This window comes from Agrobacterium sp. DKPNP3 (genome assembly GCF_052686535.1).
In genome coordinates, this window is sequence record NZ_JBQYSN010000099.1 from 1 (window position 1) to 17,994 (window position 17,994).

General features: G+C 59.4%; 17 protein-coding genes. 9 read left to right on the forward strand and 8 right to left on the reverse strand.

The window, feature by feature from the left end; genetic code table 11:
* The first annotated feature begins 176 nt into the window (after positions 1–176).
* From dapF to ACUTJJ_RS21175, 6 genes are all read left to right on the forward strand, one after another.
* Complete coding sequence (dapF, locus tag ACUTJJ_RS21150; RefSeq protein WP_445543331.1) at positions 177–1,076, forward strand: diaminopimelate epimerase; 900 nt, start codon at positions 177–179, stop codon at positions 1,074–1,076.
* Positions 1,073–2,347: a tRNA (N(6)-L-threonylcarbamoyladenosine(37)-C(2))-methylthiotransferase MtaB gene (mtaB, locus tag ACUTJJ_RS21155; protein WP_445543332.1), complete on the forward strand. Its 1,275-nt coding sequence runs from the start codon at positions 1,073–1,075 to the stop codon at positions 2,345–2,347. The genes dapF and mtaB overlap by 4 nt, the downstream gene beginning before the upstream one ends.
* Before the next feature lie 32 nt (positions 2,348–2,379).
* A complete protein-coding gene (gene ftsY / locus ACUTJJ_RS21160; RefSeq protein WP_445543333.1) occupies positions 2,380–3,816 on the forward strand; it encodes a signal recognition particle-docking protein FtsY in 1,437 nt (478 codons plus the stop codon).
* 2 nt (positions 3,817–3,818) lie between these two features.
* Complete coding sequence (locus tag ACUTJJ_RS21165) at positions 3,819–4,469, forward strand: septation protein A (protein WP_004443928.1); 651 nt, start codon at positions 3,819–3,821, stop codon at positions 4,467–4,469.
* Complete coding sequence (locus ACUTJJ_RS21170) at positions 4,466–5,062, forward strand: DUF2585 domain-containing protein (RefSeq protein WP_445543334.1); 597 nt, start codon at positions 4,466–4,468, stop codon at positions 5,060–5,062. The genes ACUTJJ_RS21165 and ACUTJJ_RS21170 overlap by 4 nt, the downstream gene beginning before the upstream one ends.
* 125 nt (positions 5,063–5,187) lie before the next feature.
* On the forward strand, positions 5,188–6,369 hold the full coding sequence (locus ACUTJJ_RS21175) for a diguanylate cyclase (protein WP_445543335.1): 1,182 nt from the start codon (positions 5,188–5,190) through the stop codon (positions 6,367–6,369).
* A gap of 15 nt (positions 6,370–6,384) precedes the next feature.
* Here ACUTJJ_RS21175 and ACUTJJ_RS21180 read toward each other — a convergent pair whose 3' ends face one another.
* The 5 genes from ACUTJJ_RS21180 to ccmA form a co-directional block, all read right to left on the reverse strand.
* Entirely contained in the window at positions 6,385–6,990 is a 606-nt protein-coding gene (locus ACUTJJ_RS21180) for a DsbE family thiol:disulfide interchange protein (RefSeq protein ID WP_063951437.1), read from the reverse strand.
* A complete protein-coding gene (gene ccmD, locus ACUTJJ_RS21185; protein ID WP_209086819.1) occupies positions 6,987–7,160 on the reverse strand; it encodes a heme exporter protein CcmD in 174 nt (57 codons plus the stop codon). Before ccmD ends, ACUTJJ_RS21180 begins: the two co-directional genes overlap by 4 nt.
* 4 nt (positions 7,161–7,164) lie before the next feature.
* On the reverse strand, positions 7,165–7,926 hold the full coding sequence (locus ACUTJJ_RS21190; protein ID WP_296069812.1) for a heme ABC transporter permease: 762 nt from the start codon (positions 7,924–7,926) through the stop codon (positions 7,165–7,167).
* 97 nt (positions 7,927–8,023) lie between these two features.
* Complete coding sequence (ccmB, locus tag ACUTJJ_RS21195; protein WP_445543336.1) at positions 8,024–8,683, reverse strand: heme exporter protein CcmB; 660 nt, start codon at positions 8,681–8,683, stop codon at positions 8,024–8,026.
* 40 nt (positions 8,684–8,723) lie between these two features.
* Positions 8,724–9,365, reverse strand: a complete 642-nt coding sequence (gene ccmA, locus ACUTJJ_RS21200) for a heme ABC exporter ATP-binding protein CcmA (protein ID WP_445543337.1) — start codon at positions 9,363–9,365, stop codon at positions 8,724–8,726.
* A gap of 269 nt (positions 9,366–9,634) precedes the next feature.
* Between ccmA and acnA the strand changes: the two genes are divergently transcribed.
* The 3 genes from acnA (at position 9,635) to ACUTJJ_RS21215 (ending at position 14,026) form a co-directional block, all read left to right on the forward strand.
* Complete coding sequence (gene acnA / locus ACUTJJ_RS21205) at positions 9,635–12,328, forward strand: aconitate hydratase AcnA (protein WP_144578222.1); 2,694 nt, start codon at positions 9,635–9,637, stop codon at positions 12,326–12,328.
* Positions 12,329–12,515: 187 nt separating this feature from the next.
* Positions 12,516–13,256, forward strand: coding sequence for a DUF1223 domain-containing protein (locus ACUTJJ_RS21210; protein WP_445543338.1), 741 nt, complete (start codon positions 12,516–12,518; stop codon positions 13,254–13,256).
* A 377-nt stretch (positions 13,257–13,633) separates the two neighbouring features.
* Positions 13,634–14,026, forward strand: a complete 393-nt coding sequence (locus ACUTJJ_RS21215; RefSeq protein WP_296069821.1) for a DUF2794 domain-containing protein — start codon at positions 13,634–13,636, stop codon at positions 14,024–14,026.
* A gap of 123 nt (positions 14,027–14,149) precedes the next feature.
* Here ACUTJJ_RS21215 and ACUTJJ_RS21220 read toward each other — a convergent pair whose 3' ends face one another.
* From ACUTJJ_RS21220 to ACUTJJ_RS21230, 3 genes are all read right to left on the reverse strand, one after another.
* Positions 14,150–14,887 (reverse strand): Bax inhibitor-1/YccA family protein, encoded by a 738-nt coding sequence (locus tag ACUTJJ_RS21220; RefSeq protein ID WP_065656928.1) that lies wholly within the window; start codon positions 14,885–14,887, stop codon positions 14,150–14,152.
* A gap of 218 nt (positions 14,888–15,105) precedes the next feature.
* Complete coding sequence (locus ACUTJJ_RS21225) at positions 15,106–17,667, reverse strand: ABC transporter permease (protein WP_445543339.1); 2,562 nt, start codon at positions 17,665–17,667, stop codon at positions 15,106–15,108.
* A partial coding sequence (locus ACUTJJ_RS21230) for an ATP-binding cassette domain-containing protein (RefSeq protein WP_445543340.1) occupies positions 17,664–17,994 on the reverse strand: 331 nt, incomplete at its 5' end. The genes ACUTJJ_RS21230 and ACUTJJ_RS21225, both read right to left, overlap by 4 nt.

Below are 17,994 nucleotides of genomic sequence, written 5' to 3' on the forward strand. Positions count from 1 at the left end.
CGGGGTGGAGGAGAGCCGTTTCCGGCCGATGCACCCCGGCGAGGTTTTCGACGTGCCTTCCGCCTGACAGCCGCCCCGTTTGCGACGCAACAGTCTGGTAATTTGCCGGTGTTTCCGCCATATAGGGCGAAAGCACGGGAAAATCCCGTATGAAAAGCGGTGTCAGGTTTAAAGCGATGGCGGATAGGGTCGAATTTGCGAAGATGAACGGGCTTGGCAACAAGATCCTCGTTGTCGATATGCGCGGCCGCAAGGATATGGTCACGCCAGCAGCTGCAATTGCTCTCAATGCCGATCCTGCCACTCAGTTCGACCAGATCATGGCCATCCACGATCCGCGTATCGCGGGAACGGATGCCTATATCGACATCCTCAATTGCGATGGCACCAAGGCGCAGGCCTGCGGCAACGGCACGCGTTGCGTGGTGCAGGCACTGTCTTCAGAAACCGGAAAGGCCAGCTTCACCTTCCAGACGGTGGCGGGTATCCTGAACGCCATCGAGCATGACGACGGCATGATATCGGTCGATATGGGCGTGCCGCGTTTCCGCTGGAGCGACATTCCGCTTTCGGAAGAGTTCCACGACACCAGCCGCATCGAATTGCAGATCGGGCCGATCGACGCGCCGATCCTGCATTCGCCGGCGGTCATGTCCATGGGAAATCCCCATGCCATCTTCTGGGTTGATCGTGACCCCATGACGTTTGATCTCGAACGCTTCGGGCCGCTTCTCGAAAACCATCCGATGTTTCCGGAAAAGGCCAATATCACGCTGGCGCAGGTGATTTCAGACAGCGCGCTTCGCACTCGCACCTGGGAGCGCGGCGCCGGGCTGACGCTTGCCTGCGGTTCGGCCGCCTGTGCTTCAGCTGTTTCTGCTGCCCGCACCGGCCGCACCGGCCGCAAGGTCAGCATCGATGTCGCCTCAAGCCCCATCCGCGTGCCGCTGACCATTGACTGGCGCGAGGATAACCACGTCATCATGACCGGCCCGGCTGAATGGGAATGGTCAGGTTCGGTCGACCCTGTCACCGGTTCGTGGGTGCAAGATGCGGTCGAGCGGGGGGCTGTATGAGCGGCGTCGAGGTCATAACCTTCGGCTGTCGTCTCAACACCTATGAATCGGAAGTGATGCGGGCGGAGGCCGAAAAGGCCGGGCTTAACAATGCCGTGCTGGTCAATACCTGTGCGGTGACCGGCGAGGCGGTGCGTCAGGCCCGCCAGGCGATACGCCGCGCCCGGCGTGACAATCCGCATGCGCGCATCATCGTCACCGGCTGCGCCGCGCAGACCGAAAAGCAGACCTTTGCCGACATGCCCGAGGTCGATGCTGTGCTGGGCAACGAGGAAAAGCTGAAAAGCGCCTCCTATCGGGCACTGCCGGATTTCGGTGTTTCGGCGGAAGAAAAGCTGCGCGTCAACGATATCATGAGCATCAAGGCGACGGCCCCGCAGATGGTGAAGCACATCGATGGGCATGTGCGCGCCTTCATTCAGGTGCAGAACGGCTGTGATCATCGCTGCACCTTCTGCATCATTCCCTATGGGCGCGGCAATTCGCGCTCCGTGCCGATGGGTGCGGTGGTCGATCAGGCCCGTAGACTGACGGAAAGCGGCTATTGCGAGATCGTGCTGACCGGCGTGGATGCGACCAGTTACGGCGCCGATCTGCCGGGTGAGCCATCCCTCGGGTATCTCGCCAAGACATTGCTGAAACAGGTGCCAGACATTCTGCGCCTGCGCCTTTCCTCCATCGACAGTATTGAGGCCGACCATCATCTGATGGATCTGATTGCCGATGAGCCGCGTTTCATGCCGCATCTGCACCTGTCGCTCCAGCATGGCGACGACATGATTCTGAAACGCATGAAACGCCGCCATTCCCGTGCCGATGCCATACGCTTCTGTCAGGATGTGCGGTCGCTGCGGCCGGAGATCGCTTTCGGCGCGGATATGATCGCCGGTTTCCCGACCGAGACGGAAGAGATGTTCGAGAACGCCGCGACGCTTGCGGAAGAATGCGGCATTTCCAGCCTGCATGTCTTTCCTTACAGCCCGCGTGCCGGCACGCCTGCCGCACGCATGCCGCAACTGGACCGCGCGCTTGTGAAGGAGCGGGCAGCGAGGCTGCGTGATCGCGGCGAGGCGCTGCGACGGGCGCATCTGCAAGGAATGGTCGGTTCGGTGCAGACCGTCCTCGTCGAAAACAACAGTTTTGCCCATACCGACAATTTCACGCTGGTGGCGGCACCTGATCTTGCCCCGCGCACTCTTGCGCAGGTTGCGATTACCGGCCACAACGGCAAACATCTTAATATGAGGCTTCTGGCGGCGGATGCGGCCTGAGGCGACCAAAGAGAAAAGACACGGGAACAACCATGGCCCTCGGCTTCATCAAAAAAGTCTTTTCGTTCGGCAAGGACAAGGCCGAAGCGGAAGAGCGGCCGCAGGAGGATGCTGCGCTTAAGCACGGCAATGAAAACGCCTCCTTCGAAGCCGCGCTGAGTGATGCTGAAACGCATGACCCCGTCGACAGGGACCCGGTTTCCGAACTTGAAATGGAGACGGCCGGCGGCCCGGCCCCTGACGAGGCGCAAGATCTAGCTTCCTCCGGCGAAAATGAAGACGAGGACGCGCCGCTTCTACCTGGCGCCGAGCTTTCTGGTGATATGGGCCTGGTGCCGCTGTCGCTGCTGCAGGCGGAAGCCGCGGCGGAGGAGCAGGCCGAGCTTACTCCAGAGTCTGACAACGTCGTGCTTGATCCTGATGCGATGGATGCGCTGCTTGACGAGGCGGAAGCCGCGACCGCACCTGAACAGGCTACGGTTCCGCCAGCCCTGCCGAAAGGCTTTTCGTCCGCCAGTGATCGGCAGGAGCCGGCACCTATCGCGCCTCAGGTAAAACTGACGTGGTTCCAGCGCCTGCGGGCCGGTCTTGCCCGCACCTCTACGCAGCTGACCACGCAGATTTCTGCACTCTTCACCAAACGCAAGCTGGATGAAGACACGCTCGACGAACTCGAAGACCTTCTTATCCAGTCCGATCTTGGCGTCGAGACCGCCATGCGCATCACCGGCGCCCTCTCTTCGGAGCGTTACGGCAAGGATGTAAGCGGTGAGGATGTGGCGCGCATCATGGCGGGCGAGATCACCAAGGTCCTGAAGCCTGTCGCCAAGCCGCTGGAACTCGATCTGTCGCACAAGCCACATGTCATTCTCGTGGTCGGCGTCAACGGCACGGGCAAGACGACGACCATCGGTAAGCTCGCCGCCAAGCTTTCCGGTTCTGGCCTCAAGGTGATGCTGGCGGCGGGGGATACGTTCCGCGCAGCGGCCATCGAGCAGCTGAAAATCTGGGCCGATCGGACCGGGTCGGAATTCATCGGCACCAAGCTGGGTGCGGATGCGGCTGGTCTTGCCTACGACGCGTATGAGCAGGCGCGGGCGCAGAAAAGCGATGTGCTCATCATCGATACCGCCGGCCGTTTGCAGAACAAGACGGAACTGATGGCAGAGCTGGAAAAGATCGTGCGCGTGCTCGGCAAGCTCGATCCGGATGCGCCGCACACCGTGCTGCAGACTCTGGACGCAACGACGGGCCAGAACGCCATGAACCAGGTGGAAATATTCCGCAACGTCGCGGGCGTTTCTGGCCTGATTATGACAAAATTGGATGGCACGGCGCGAGGCGGTATCCTCGTCGCCATCGCTGCAAAACACAAGCTGCCGGTTTATTTCATCGGTGTGGGTGAAGGTGTTGACGATCTGGAGCCCTTCGAGGCGGAAGATTTCGCCAAGGCCATTGCGGGAGTTTGAGTATGGATATTGAAAGCAATTCCAAGGAAAGCGAAAAGATGGTGGCGGAAATAAGCCCGCTCCTGAAATTCGTGCTCGAACTTGGCCCGCTCGTCGTCTTCTTTTTCGCCAATTCGCGTGGCGAATGGCTTGCCACCACTTTTCCGGTTCTGACAGAGTTCGGTGGCCCGATCTTCATCGCTACCGGCCTGTTCATGATCGCGACGGCGATCGCACTCTCCGTTTCGTGGGTGCTGACGCGCAAGCTGCCGATCATGCCGCTGATTTCAGGCATCGTGGTTTTCGTTTTCGGCGCTCTGACCTTGTGGTTGCAGAACGACACGTTCATCAAGATGAAGCCGACCATCGTCAACACGCTATTCGGCGTCATTCTGCTGGGCGGCCTGTTCTTCGGGCAGTCCCTGCTCGGTTACGTCTTCAATTCCGCCTTCAAGCTGACGGATGAAGGCTGGCGCAAGCTGACCCTGCGCTGGGGCATCTTTTTCCTCTTTCTGGCGGTGCTGAACGAGGTTGTCTGGCGCATGTTCTCAACAGACACCTGGGTAGCCTTCAAGGTCTGGGGCACGATGCCGATCACCATCATCTTCACCATGGCGCAGATGCCTCTCGTCATGCGCCATTCTGTCGAGCCGCTTGGCAAGGACGAAAAATGACAGTTGCGGAGATGCCGGCTTCCCGTTCGCGTTCGCTCAAGTGGTTCGGCGTGGCCGCCGGGCTGCTTCTCCTGCAGATCATCATTCTCTACGCCATGGGCCGTATTCTGATCTGTGAATGCGGTTATGTGAAGCTGTTCGAACCGGGCGTGAACACGCCGGGCAACTCCCAGCATATCGCTGACTGGTACACGCCGTCGCATATCATTCACGGCTTCCTGTTCTATTGGTTCGCGTGGCTGCTGTTCCGTAACAAGCTGCTTTCCATGCGGCTTTCCCTTGCGGTTCTGGTGGAGGCCGCTTGGGAAATTCTAGAAAATTCGCCCATCATCATCGATCGCTACCGAACCGCGACCATGGCGCTGGGGTACACGGGCGACAGTATCCTGAACTCGGCGATGGATACGATTTTCATGGCCCTTGGTTTCCTCTTCGCTGCTCGGGTGCCGGTCTGGTTGACGGTCCTGATCGCCATCTTCTTTGAAATCTTCACCGGCTGGCTGATCCGCGATAATCTGACGCTCAATGTGGTCATGCTCGTCTGGCCGGTAGACGCGATCAAGGAATGGCAGAACGCGCTGTCGCAAATGTGATCGGGCGCCGCCCCAAGCCTCCTGCGGGAATCGCGCGAAAGTATTTCGTCATATGCAGGTTTTCTTAATGGCGTTCGGCTAAGCTTCGGGTTCAAAAGCTCGTCTCTTTATCCGGCAGAACCCCCTTGCAAGATAATTTCGCCTATCTTCTTCCCTTCATCATGCTGACATTCGGCGTGGTGTTTCTGTTCCTGCAGCGGATTGGCCATGCTTCGGCCCGTTATTGGGGCTTCGGATATCTGTCGGCGGCTTTCGGTTTCGCGACGCCGCTTGTTTTGGGCGGTCTGCCGTTTGAAGTGCAGGCGATCCTGTCGAACCTGCTCTTCTTTTCCGCCTTCTTTCTGTTTGGCCACGCATTGCTCACGCATTTCGAGCAGCCGCTTTGTACCAAGGTACGGCTGTCAATCGTCATTGTCGCGGCGCTGTTGGTCTCCTTTCACGTTGTGGTGACGCCGGATTTGAAGCGTGAACTTGTGATCGGCGATCTCATTTGCGCCCTGTTGCTTGCCATCCCGGTTTGGGTCGTGCGCAAGCGGCCGGTAACGCTCGTAGACAGGATGATGGTGGCAATTGCCGCTCTTGTGGTCGCGGAAACGCTGGTGCGCATCGGCGCGCTTCTGGTCATGACGCCGAACGGATCGATGATTGAGCTCAGCGAATTCTTCGAATCCGACTACGCGTTCTACATGCAGCTGACGGCCAGCATTTTCGGTTTCCTGCTGGCTTTGTCCGTCCTTGCGAGCCAGGTTTCAGTCACCGTCGACAGGCACCAGCATGCGGCTGAACACGATCCGCTGACGGATGTGCTGAACCGGCGCGGCTTTGATCGCCATGTCCCCGACTTCCGCAACGAAACTCCCGATGGAGCCGTCATCACCTGCGACATCGACCACTTCAAGCGCATAAACGACATTTACGGCCACGCGGCAGGCGATATCGTTCTGATTAGCCTGTCTGATCTCCTCAGGAGGCATACTTCCAATGGTGCGCGGGTGGCACGTTTCGGCGGCGAGGAATTTGTTGTCTTCCTGCCGGGACAGACGGCGGCGGCGGCCGGTCAGGTGGCGAATGCCATACGCGCAGCGTTTTCGTCGCTCGACTGGAAAAACCGCGGCATCTTGGATCAGATCACGGCGAGCTTCGGCGTTTCAGCCATCGCAAGAGGTGACCACTCCATCCACGATGCCATCAAACGGGCCGATGACAGTCTCTACGCCGCAAAACGTGGCGGTCGTGATCAGGTGGTGCTGGAGGGCGCGCGGTTGCCGGCTGAGGGACCGTCGCTCAGGGTCATTTCCGGCAGGTGATCCGTTGCGGGCTCGCTATTGTCCGGCCGCGGCCGCAATCGCCGGCATGAGGTCACGCTCGATGCTGCGCGCATCGAATGGTCCGACCTTCTTGAACAGGATCGTCCCGTCCGTACCGACCAGATAGCTTTCAGGAATGCCATACACACCCCAGTCGATCGCCGCCTTTCCGGTGGGATCGACGCCTATTGCGGCAAAGGGGTTGCCGAGTTCGCCGAGGAAGCGCAGGGCATTATCTTGCTTGTCCTTGTAGTTGATGCCAACCACCCTGATGCGGCTGTCCTTCGCCAGCTCCTGCAGCAGCGGATGCTCCTGCCTGCAAGGAATGCACCAGGAGGCGAAGACATTGACCAGCGTCAGCTTGCCCTTGATGGCGGCATCGGTGAGCGCCGGCAGGTTCGAGCCTTCGAGCGGCGGCAGCGACAGGGTCGGCGCTTTCGTGCCGATCAAGGCGGAGGGAATGGCGCTGATATCAAGGCCGTTCACGTCCTGATCATAGAGCATCTTGCCGGCGACGATGGCGAAGCCGCCGAACAGCAGAAGCGGCAGCAACGCCAGCGCATATCTTGCGCGGCCTGTGGTTCTTGCTTTGCCTTCCTGTTTCTGGGTGGCCTGCGTCATTTCCCGTCACCCGTGGAAGCAGCTTTTACCTTGCGGCGCACCCCAGAGGCTTCGAGTTCCTTCAGTTCCCGCTTGCGTGCCTGGCCGTCCATGACGACCCAGGCGATGAGACAGAGAACGACAAGGCCGGTCGTCGCATAGGACATGCCGATGTAAAAGGCGTGTGTCATCCCCTCAGCCCTCCCGGTTGGCGATGCGCGCGGCAAGCCGGCGTTGTGCAGCCACGCGTCGGCGCCAAATTTCATTGCGCATCGCGGCTATATGCAGGGTAAAGAACAGCAGCGTGAAACCGGCCGCCATGGTCAGAAGCGGCCAGAGAAACTCCGCGTCGATGGCGGAACCGCCCATGCGGATGACGCTTGCCGGCTGATGCAGCGTATTCCACCATTCGACCGAAAACTTGATGATTGGGATATTCACGAAGCCGACGAGAATCAGCACGGCGCTGACGCGGGCGGCTCTGGAGGGATCGTCCATTGCCCTGTTGAGGGCGATCAGCCCGAGATACATCAGGAAAAGCACGAAGACGGAGGTGAGCCGCGCGTCCCACACCCACCAGGTTCCCCACATTGGCTTGCCCCAGAGCGAGCCGGTGATGAGCGCAATCAGCGTGAAGGCCGCACCGATGGGAGCTGCTGCCTTGTGGCTGACATCGGCCAGCGGATGACGCCAGACGAGGGTGCCGATGGCGGAGACGGCCATGACGGAATAACACATCATCGCCAGCCATGCGGAGGGCACGTGCACATACATGATGCGCACGGTGTAACCCTGCTGGTAATCTCCCTCTGAGGTGAAGGACATGTAGAGCCCGGCCGCCAGCACCAGCGCGGTCAAACCGGCGAGCCAGGGCAGGATGCGTGCCGCCAGCGCCAGAAACCGCGTCGGGTTGGCGAGATCGCTGAACCTGGTGATGGAGAAAGTCTGCTCGTTCATGCCGTTTGTGTAACCCGAGAATGGACGTCCCGCAATTGATCCTTGTCAATGATGGTCGGTCAATCATCGCCGGGCAACGTGGACATTGACGCTTTCATCAATCCATACCATTGCGCAGCGCCAAAGCGGCAAAGAAAGGCCCGGTCACGGCTGAAAATAACGTGATCGCGCAGAGAATGAGAAAGGGTGGCAGGAAGGGTGCCGGGTCCTGCACGGCTGCATAGGACGCGCTGACGCCGAAGATCAGCACCGGAATGGCGAGCGGCAGGACGAGGATGGAAACCAGAAGGCCGCCGCGTGGCAGGGCAACGGCAACCGCCGCCCCCACCGCGCCGATGAAGGTGATGGCGGGAGACCCTGCAAGCAGTGTGAGCATCACCGCGCCGATCGCCACCTCGTCCATATTCATGAAAAGGCCGAGAAGGGGCGATGCCAGTACCAGGGGGAGGCCCGTTGATACCCAGTGCGCCAGGCATTTGACCAGAACCGTCAGCACCAACGGGGTTTCCTGCATCAGGATGAGATCGAGGGAGCCGTCGTCGCGTTCGCCCTGGAACAGCCGGTCTAGGCCGAGAAGGGCGGACAGAAGTGCGCCGATCCAGACGATGGCCGGGCCGATGCGGGCAAGCAGGTTGAGATCGGGGCCGACGCCGAAAGGGATGACGGCAACCACGGTCATGAAGAACAGCACGCCGATCAGCGCGCCGCCGCCGGCGCGGATCGAGAGCTTGAGATCGCGGAGGAAGAGAGCGATCATTGTTGAGGCCTCGGTGGGGCAAGCCGCGTGCGCATCGCCATCACGCCCAAGCCTCCACACCCGCAAACCCGGTCATCTGCAATTCCCGCGCATCCGTTAGCCCCATGGGCTGATGTGTCGCAGCAATCACGATGCCGCCCTTCGATAAATGGTCTTTCACAAGATCGGTAAACATGTTGTCTGCCGCCCTGTCGAGCGCGGCTGTCGGTTCGTCGAGAATCCACACCGGGCGCCATGCAACGAGAAGTTTTGCCATCGCGAAACGGCGCTGTTGACCGGCGGACAGATAACCGTAGGGCAGGTGGGTAATGCCGGCAAGGCCAATGATCTCGGCTGCTTCATCGATGCTGATGCCAGCTGCACCACGAAAGTCTCCAAGAAAATCCTTCCAGAAGCGCAGGTTCTCGAAAACTGTCAGTTCCGTCTTCATCGCATTGCGATGTCCAAGATAATGGCAAGCCTCTGACGGCCGCATCTCCTCGTCAATCCCTTCGCCGGCTATCTTTACGCTGCCCTGTTCGGGCCGCAACAGACCGGCCACCGTGCGCAGCAGCGTCGATTTTCCCGAGCCGTTGCGGCCGGTCACCACCAGTGCCTCGCCGTCGCTTAACTTGAAGGAAATATTCATGAATATGAAATCTTCGCCGCGTCGCACGCCAAGATTTTCCGCCGTCAGATGCATGCTGCGGTTCCGATTAAAAATTGCCGCTCGATCATAAAAAAATCGATTAGCGTCGTGGAATGGTCTGGCACGTTTGTCTGAAATTATCTATATGGGTGTCAACACGCCAGCGGCCGGCGTGAACATCATCTTGCGCCGGACTTGACGATTGCGAGGAGCAATTTTCACGTGCGGACAGCGGAAATGGTCGTACCCGCATCCTGATGTGCATGAGTGCATAGGTGTCCGCACGAACGTGTTGGCTATCAGTGTAAGCGGGGTTTTTATCCATGCCCAAGTCACTCGACAGTTTCAAATGTCGTTCCGTTCTTACCGTCGATGGTAAGGACTATGTCTATTTCAGCCTGCCCAAGGCCGAAGCCAATGGCTTGAAGGGCGTTTCCAAGCTGCCCTATTCCATGAAGGTCCTGCTCGAAAACCTGTTGCGTTTCGAAGACGGTCAGTCCGTCACCAAGGATCATATTCTGGCGGTTTCCGAATGGCTCAACAACAAGGGCCTCACCGAAAACGAAATCGCCTACCGCCCCGCCCGCGTTCTCATGCAGGACTTCACCGGTGTTCCGGCCGTGGTCGACCTCGCCGCCATGCGTGATGGTCTCAAGGCTCTCGGTGGCGATCCTGAAAAGATCAATCCGCTGGTTCCGGTCGATCTCGTCATCGACCACTCCGTTATCGTTGACGAATTCGGCACGCCGAACGCCTTTGCCCGCAACGTCGAGCTTGAATATGAGCGCAATGGCGAGCGTTATCGCTTCCTGAAATGGGGCCAGCAGGCGTTCAAGAACTTCCGCGTTGTTCCCCCGGGCACCGGCATCTGTCACCAGGTCAACCTGGAATATCTCGGCCAGACCGTCTGGACCAAGGAAGAGGACGGCGAGACCATCGCTTATCCGGATACTTGCGTCGGCACGGACAGCCACACGACCATGATCAATGGCCTCGGTGTTCTCGGTTGGGGCGTCGGCGGTATCGAGGCAGAGGCTGCCATGCTTGGCCAGCCGGTTTCCATGCTTCTGCCCGAGGTCATCGGCTTCAAGCTGACCGGCAAGGTGAAGGAAGGCGTAACCGCGACCGACCTCGTCCTGACCGTCGTGCAGATGCTGCGCAAGAAGGGCGTCGTTTCGAAGTTCGTTGAATTCTTCGGCCCCGGCCTTGATTCAATGTCTCTGGCCGACCGTGCGACCATTGGCAATATGGGCCCGGAATATGGCGCGACCTGCGGCTTCTTCCCGGTTGACAGCGAAACCATCAATTACCTGACGATGTCCGGCCGTGCAAAGGATCGTATTGCCCTGGTGGAAGCCTACTCCAAGGCCCAGGACATGTGGCGCACCGGCGACGGTTCCGACCTCGTCTTTACCGACACCCTCGAACTCGACCTCGGCGACGTCGTACCGTCCATGGCCGGCCCAAAGCGTCCGGAAGGCCGCCTGCCGCTCGAAACCATTGCCCCGAATTTCGCGACGGCTCTCGAAAACGACTACAAGAAGCCCGGCCAGCTTTCGAGCCGCTACGCTGTCGAAGGCGAGGACTTTGATCTTGGTCACGGCGATGTGGCGATTGCCGCCATCACCTCCTGCACCAACACGTCCAATCCCTCCGTCCTCATCGCGGCCGGCCTTCTTGCCCGCAATGCGGTTGCCAAGGGACTGACCTCCAAGCCGTGGGTGAAGACATCGCTCGCGCCCGGAAGCCAAGTGGTTGCCGAATATCTCGACAAGTCGGGTCTGCAGAAGGACCTCGATGCGATCGGCTTCAACCTCGTCGGCTTCGGCTGCACGACCTGTATCGGTAACTCCGGCCCGCTGCCGGCGCCGATTTCCAAGACGATCAACGACAAGGGCCTCATTGCAGCCGGCGTTCTCTCCGGCAACCGCAACTTCGAAGGCCGTATCTCACCGGACGTGCAGGCAAACTATCTGGCATCTCCGCCCCTCGTTGTTGCTTACGCCCTTGCCGGTACGGTCCAGAAGGACCTGACCAAGGAGCCGATCGGCAATGATAAGGACGGCAACCCGGTCTATCTCAAGGACATCTGGCCGACCTCCAAGGAGATTCAGGAGTTCATCCTGAAATACGTCACCCGCGAACTTTACGAGACGAAGTACGCCGACGTGTTCAAGGGCGATGAGAACTGGCAGGCCGTTCAGGTGCCGCCGGGCCAGACCTATGCCTGGGACGACAATTCGACCTATGTCCAGAACCCGCCCTACTTCGTGGGCATGGGCAAGACGGGTTCGGGTCTCAAGAATATCAAGGGCGCGCGCGTCCTCGGTCTCTTCGGTGACAAGATCACGACCGACCATATTTCTCCGGCCGGGTCGATCAAGGCGGCATCGCCTGCCGGTGCTTATCTCACCGAGCATGGCGTTGGCGTTGCGGACTTCAACCAGTACGGCACGCGTCGTGGCAACCACGAAGTGATGATGCGCGGCACTTTTGCCAACATCCGTATTCGTAACCACATGCTCGGGCCGAACGGCAAGGAAGGTGGCTACACCATCCATTATCCTTCAAAGGAAGAGATGTCGATCTATGACGCGGCCATGAAGTACAAGGCCGAGGGCGTTCCGCTTGTCATCTTTGCAGGTGTCGAATATGGCAACGGCTCGTCCCGCGACTGGGCGGCCAAGGGCACCAACCTGCTCGGCGTCAAGGCGGTCATCGCGCAGTCTTTTGAACGTATTCACCGTTCGAACCTGGTCGGCATGGGTGTTGTGCCCTTCGTTTTCGAAGAGGGAACGTCCTGGGCAAGCCTCGACCTCAAGGGCGATGAAATCGTCGAGATCGACGGTCTCGAAGGCGAGATCAAGCCGCGTGAAAAGAAGATCGCCAAGATCACTTACAGCGACGGCACAGTGAAGGAGGTTCCGCTTCTCTGCCGCATCGATACGCTTGATGAGGTGATCTATATGAACAATGGCGGCATTCTGCAGACTGTTCTCCGCGACCTCGCGGCCTGATGTTTGATGGGTGAAGACGCCGGGAGCGATCCCGGCGTCTTTCCATTTTGCGACGCTTTTTTGTGATGCTCGCTCACCCCTTCGTGACTTTCTATTGAAGGGCAATCGACGTTATTTTCCGGTTTACATCCCGGCAGGATTGATTGCATCAATTCGTCTGGATATGGCCCGGACAAAGGTTTTTGTAATGCCCCTGAAATTCCCCCTGTCGATATGTCTTCTCGGCACGCTTCTCGCCACCTCCGCCCAGGCGCAGGAGGCCCTGAAGGGCGTTGTCGAATTGTTCACATCGCAGGGATGCGCCTCGTGCCCGCCGGCGGATGAGGCCTTGCGCAAGATGATCCAGAAGGGCGACGTTGTCGGTCTTTCCTACCATGTCGATTACTGGAACTATCTGGGCTGGACGGATTCGCTGGCGTCGAAGGAAAATACCGACCGCCAATATGGCTATATGCGCGCGCTGGGTCGCAACGGGGTCTATACGCCTCAGGCGATCCTGAACGGGCGCGACCACGTCAAGGGCGCGGATGTGCGCGGTATCTATGATCGCCTCGACGCCTTCAAGCGCGAGGGCAAAGGCCTGAGCGTGCCGGTTTCGTCAAAATTTGCCGGTGATGAGGTGGAAATCGACATTGGCGCCGGTCGTGGCAAGGCCGATGTCGTCGTGGCCTATTTCACCCGCGAGCAGACGGTCGATGTTCAAAAGGGCGATAATCAGGGTAAGAAGATTTCCTATTGGCACAGCGTCTATGACGTGCAGACGGTCGGCATGTGGGAAGGATCGGCCATGACCGTGAAACTTCCGGCCAGCGTTGTGGCCAAAGTCAAGAAGGGCGGTTGCGCCGTTCTGTTGCAGACCGCCAATGCAGGCGGTGATCCCGCGGCAATCGTCGGCGCAAGCATTCTCTTGGGGAACGAAAATCCGTAATCGCCGCTCTGGCGATGGAAGATCCGGTCCGGGCATTGGGGGCTGGGGGTAAAGGGTCAATGCACCGGACCGGGTCATCTTGGTGCCTAGGCATCAATTGACGATAGGACTATTCCATTCAATTCAGGCCATGGTTTGACCGAAATACGGCGGGCCCGATGAAAATGGTTGCCTAAATGGTTACCATTCTTAACCCCTGCTTTTGACCTCGGAAGAGAAGAGCAGGCGTTTTCCACATTCTCAATGCAATCTGGGTACTGATTACTTCGTGGCGTGGATCCAACGCTTCCTGATAGGCAAAGGTGCGCAAAGGCTTGCAATTTCGCCCCCCAAAGCTCACACTGCATTGATGATTTGGGTGGAATCGGAGGTTTTGGATGACCGATCAACCGGATGTGCAGCAGGTGCAGACCGCTTCACGCGACAGTTCCACCGTTATCGATCTCCGCGAATACAAGAAAAATAAAGACCCTCTGCCGGTCACCTTTCATCGCCGCGAACTCGACGCGATCCTGCGGATTTACGGCCGTATGGTGGGCGAAGGCGAGTGGCGCGATTACGCCATCGATCATCTGAAGGAAAAGGCCGTGTTCTCGGTCTTCAAGCGTTCGGGTGAAATGCCGCTCTACAGGATAGAGAAGAACCCCAAGCTGGCGGCCAAGCAGGGCGCTTATTGTGTGGTGAATGTGGACGGGCGCATCCTGAAGCGCGGGCACGAATTGCCGCAAGTCCTCAAGGTGTTCGACAAGGTTCTGAAACTGATCGACTGAAAGGTCGCTGGCCCATCTACCGGTGTCGTGGCGGCGTCAGGATCAAATCGACCAAAACCAGCTCAAACAAAAAAGGCGGCCAAGCGGCCGCCTTTCATATCTCTGTAACGAGGACTCTTGTCCTTAGTCGTCGCGGTTCCCGAGGAACTGCAGAAGGAAGGTAAAGAGGTTGATGAAGTCGAGGTAGAGCGTCAGTGCGCCCATGATGGCCTTGCGACCGGCGACAGCGACATCATCCGCATCGAAATACATTTCCTTGATCTTCTGCGTGTCATAGGCAGTGAGACCAGCAAAGATCAGCACGCCGATCGCGGAGATTGCGAACTGCAGGGCAGATGATGCCAGGAAAATGTTGACGATGGACGCAATGATCAGGCCGAACAGACCCATGATCAGGAAGGAACCCATGCCAGACAGGTCCTTCTTGGTCGTGTAGCCGTACAGCGAGAGCGCGCCGAACGAAGCGGCGGTCACGAAGAACGTCTGAACGATGCTCTGGCCGGTATAGACCAGGAATATCGACGAGAGAGATACACCCATCAGCGCCGCATAGACCCAGAAGGTCGTCTGGGCAGCGGAAACGCTCATGTTCTGGATGCGGAAGCTAAGGAAGAAAACCAGCGCCAGCGGTGCCAGCATCACGACCCAGCGAAGCGGGGAGGCAAAAAGCAGCTGGGCAAAGGCAGGATTTGAAGCGGCGAGCGTGTATGTGCCAAACGCCGCAACGCCCGTGATGACCAGAGCCAGCGCCATCAGGTTATAAACCTTGAGCATGTAGGCGCGAAGACCTTCGTCGATCATCGCACCAGATTGTGCACGCGTCTGCGCCATCCGGTTCTGGTAGTTATTAAAGTCAGCCATTGTTTCCTCTTTTGAGCTCCGTAATTGCTACGGTGTCGGGATACCTCCCGGGCGCCGCTGCGGAGCTTCAGCAAGCCTGCTTGAGAATATGATGGCAGAACGTGTTCGATACAAGGCCTTTTGCGGTCGAAAAAACACCATATGCGCGAAAACCGCTCACGTTTTGGCGATCATTACCAGGAATTAATCGCTAAAGTTAAACGGTGCACAACCGATGGTCACTCGCCTGCCTGGCGCAGAACCGGCGCCGCTTTCTGCCCGAGAATGCGCCATGTGCCGATGAGGCCGATGCCCACGGTCATGACGAGCGCAGCGACGAGCGTTCCGATCGCCACATCCGGCAGGAAGCTGGAGGGCAGCTTCATGATGCGGGAGATCACGAACCAGGCGGACACACCGCCGGCAAAAAGCGCGAAGATGGCGGTGGCGAGGCCGAGGATCATATATTCGTAGGAGAACGCGCGGATGAGCATGTTCCGCGTGCCGCCCAGCGTTTTGAGGATGACGGCATCATGCGTGCGGGCGCGGTTGCCAGCCGCAAGTGCGCCGGCGAGAACCAGAACAGACGCAATCAGCGCGACAGCGGCTGCCGCGCGGATGGCGGTCGCGAGCTGGCCGACGAGCCGGTTGACGACATCGAGCGCATCCTTCACGCGGACGCTGGTGATCGTCGGATAGGTATTTGTCACGGCGCGCAGAATCCGGCCTTCGTCGGCTGCGGATGCGGAAGGGTCGGCGAGCGTCGCCAGCCACGCGTGCGGCGCGCCGCGAAACGTGTTCGGCGAAAAGACCATGACGAAATTGATCGACAACGATTCCCATTCCACGTTGCGCAGATTGGCGATTTTGGCCGTGATGCTGCGGCCAAGGACATTGACGGTGACACTGTCGCCGATCTTGAGGCCCAGATCACCGGCCTCCTTGGCTGCAAATGATACCAGCGGTTCGCCGGAGTAATCGGGAGCCCACCATGTCCCCTCCGTCAACGTCGCGTTTTCGGGAGTGGTTTCGGAATAGGTAATGCCGCGGTCGCCACGCAGAACCCAGCGGCCTGATGACGGGACATCCATTTTGGTCACATCCTGTCCATTGAGAGCAAGGATACGGCCACGGAGCATGGGCACTTCCGTCAGGGTGCCGGCCGGCGCTTCGCGCTTCAGCAGGTCGCGGAAGCCCTGAACCTCGGAGCCCTGAATATCGACGAAGAAGAAATTCGGCGCCTTTTCCGGCAGGCTGTCCGTAAGTTCGCGGCGCAGATTGCCGTCGATCAGCGTCAGCGTCACCAGCAACGTCAGGCCAAGTCCGAGCGAGAGAACCACCGAGGGCGTGAGGGCGCCCGGCCTGTGAATATTGCCGATCGCCAGACGAAGGGCTGCCGAATGGACCCGCGGGCTGCGTTTGGCAATGGCCTTGACGCCCGAGGCGACGAGCCGCAACACCACGAAGGCAAAGGCGATGGCGCCAAGGAAAACCGATGCGATGAAACGGTCCTCCGCCGAAAAGATGGCAAGTGCTGCGAGCGCCGCCAGAAGCACGACCGTTGCCGCCAGATAAGGCCATGACGGCCAGCGGCCTTCTTCAAAACCCTGTTCGCGGAAAAGCGCCGTTGCCGGCACTTCACGTGCCTGACCAAGCGGCACGATGGCAAAGGCGAGCGTGGTCACCAGCCCAAAAAGGGCGGCAAGGCCAAGGGCTCCGGGATAGAAGACGAGTTCGGCCTGGACGGGCAGCACGCCTTCGAGAAAGCGCATGGCGACAAGCGGCGCGACGGCGCCAACCGCAAGGCCGATAACGATACCAACGGCAGCGATGAAAGCGATCTGGAAGAGATAGGTCATGGTGACCACGGAGGCCGGCGCGCCGAGGCATTTCAGCGAGGCAATTGTCGTTCGTTTGGAATCGAGGAAGGCGCGCACGGCGTTGGCGACCCCGACGCCGCCGACGATGAGCGCCGTGAGGCCAACCAGGGTCAGAAATTGCGAGAAACGATTGACATTGTCGGTAAGCGAGGGTGCTGCGCGGTCGCTGGTGCGAATTGACCAGCCGGCGTCAGGAAAGGCCTTGTTGGCCGCGTCCGTCACGGTTGACCGTGCTGCCGGGTCGTTCAGCTTGATCTTATAGGCATGTTCGACAAGGCTGCCGGTCTGGACAAGGCCGGACGCAAAAAGCGCATCGCGGCTGACCATCAGTCTTGGGGCAAAACCGAAACCATCCGAGAGTGCATCCGGCTCATCGACAACGGTGCCGGTCAGTCTCAGCTTCGCATTTCCGAGCAGGACTTCATCGCCGACCTTGATGCCGAGCCGCTCCAGCAGCAGCGGTGCGGCGATCGCACCATAGGCATCACCGTTTGCCGCCAGAAGCTCGCTCAGCGGCCGGTTGGGTTCTGATGTAAACGTGCCGTAGAGGGGATAAGTCCCGTCGACCGCCTTCACCTCTGCCAATGTCTGCTCTGATCCATCGGCGAGACGTGCCATGGAGCGCGTCCCGGTGGAGACCGCAACGGTGCCAAGCCTGTCGAGATAAGACCGCTCTTCCTGTGTCGCCTCCCTGTTGCGCAGCTCGAAGCGCACATCGCCCGCCAGAATGGACTGGCCTTCGGTGGCTATGGCGCTGGTGACGGCGCGCGAGACGGAATTGACGGCGGCAATGGCGCCCGTTCCAAGTGCGATACAGGCGAGAAAAATGTAAAAACCCCGAAGGCCGCCACGAATTTCCCGTCGCGCCAGCCGAGCCGCATTTCTGATATTGGAGAACGACGGAAATACGGATCCCATCATGCCGATACCGCCCGTGCCATCTGCGGGCGGGCGCTGTCACCCTCAATTTCGCCGGAACGCACCTTGATCTGCCGGGAGCATCGGGCCGCAAGCGACGGATCGTGGGTGACGAGGACCATCGTCATGCCGCGCTCGGCCTGCTTGGCAAAAAGCAGATCGGCGATCTGCCTGCCCGTATCGGTATCGAGGTTACCGGTCGGTTCGTCGGCGATGAGAACGGCCGGAGAGGGGGCAAGGGCGCGGGCGATGGCGACGCGTTGCTGCTCGCCGCCCGAGAGCTGGCCGGGATAGTGATTGAGCCGTTCGCCGAGACCGACGGCGACGAGC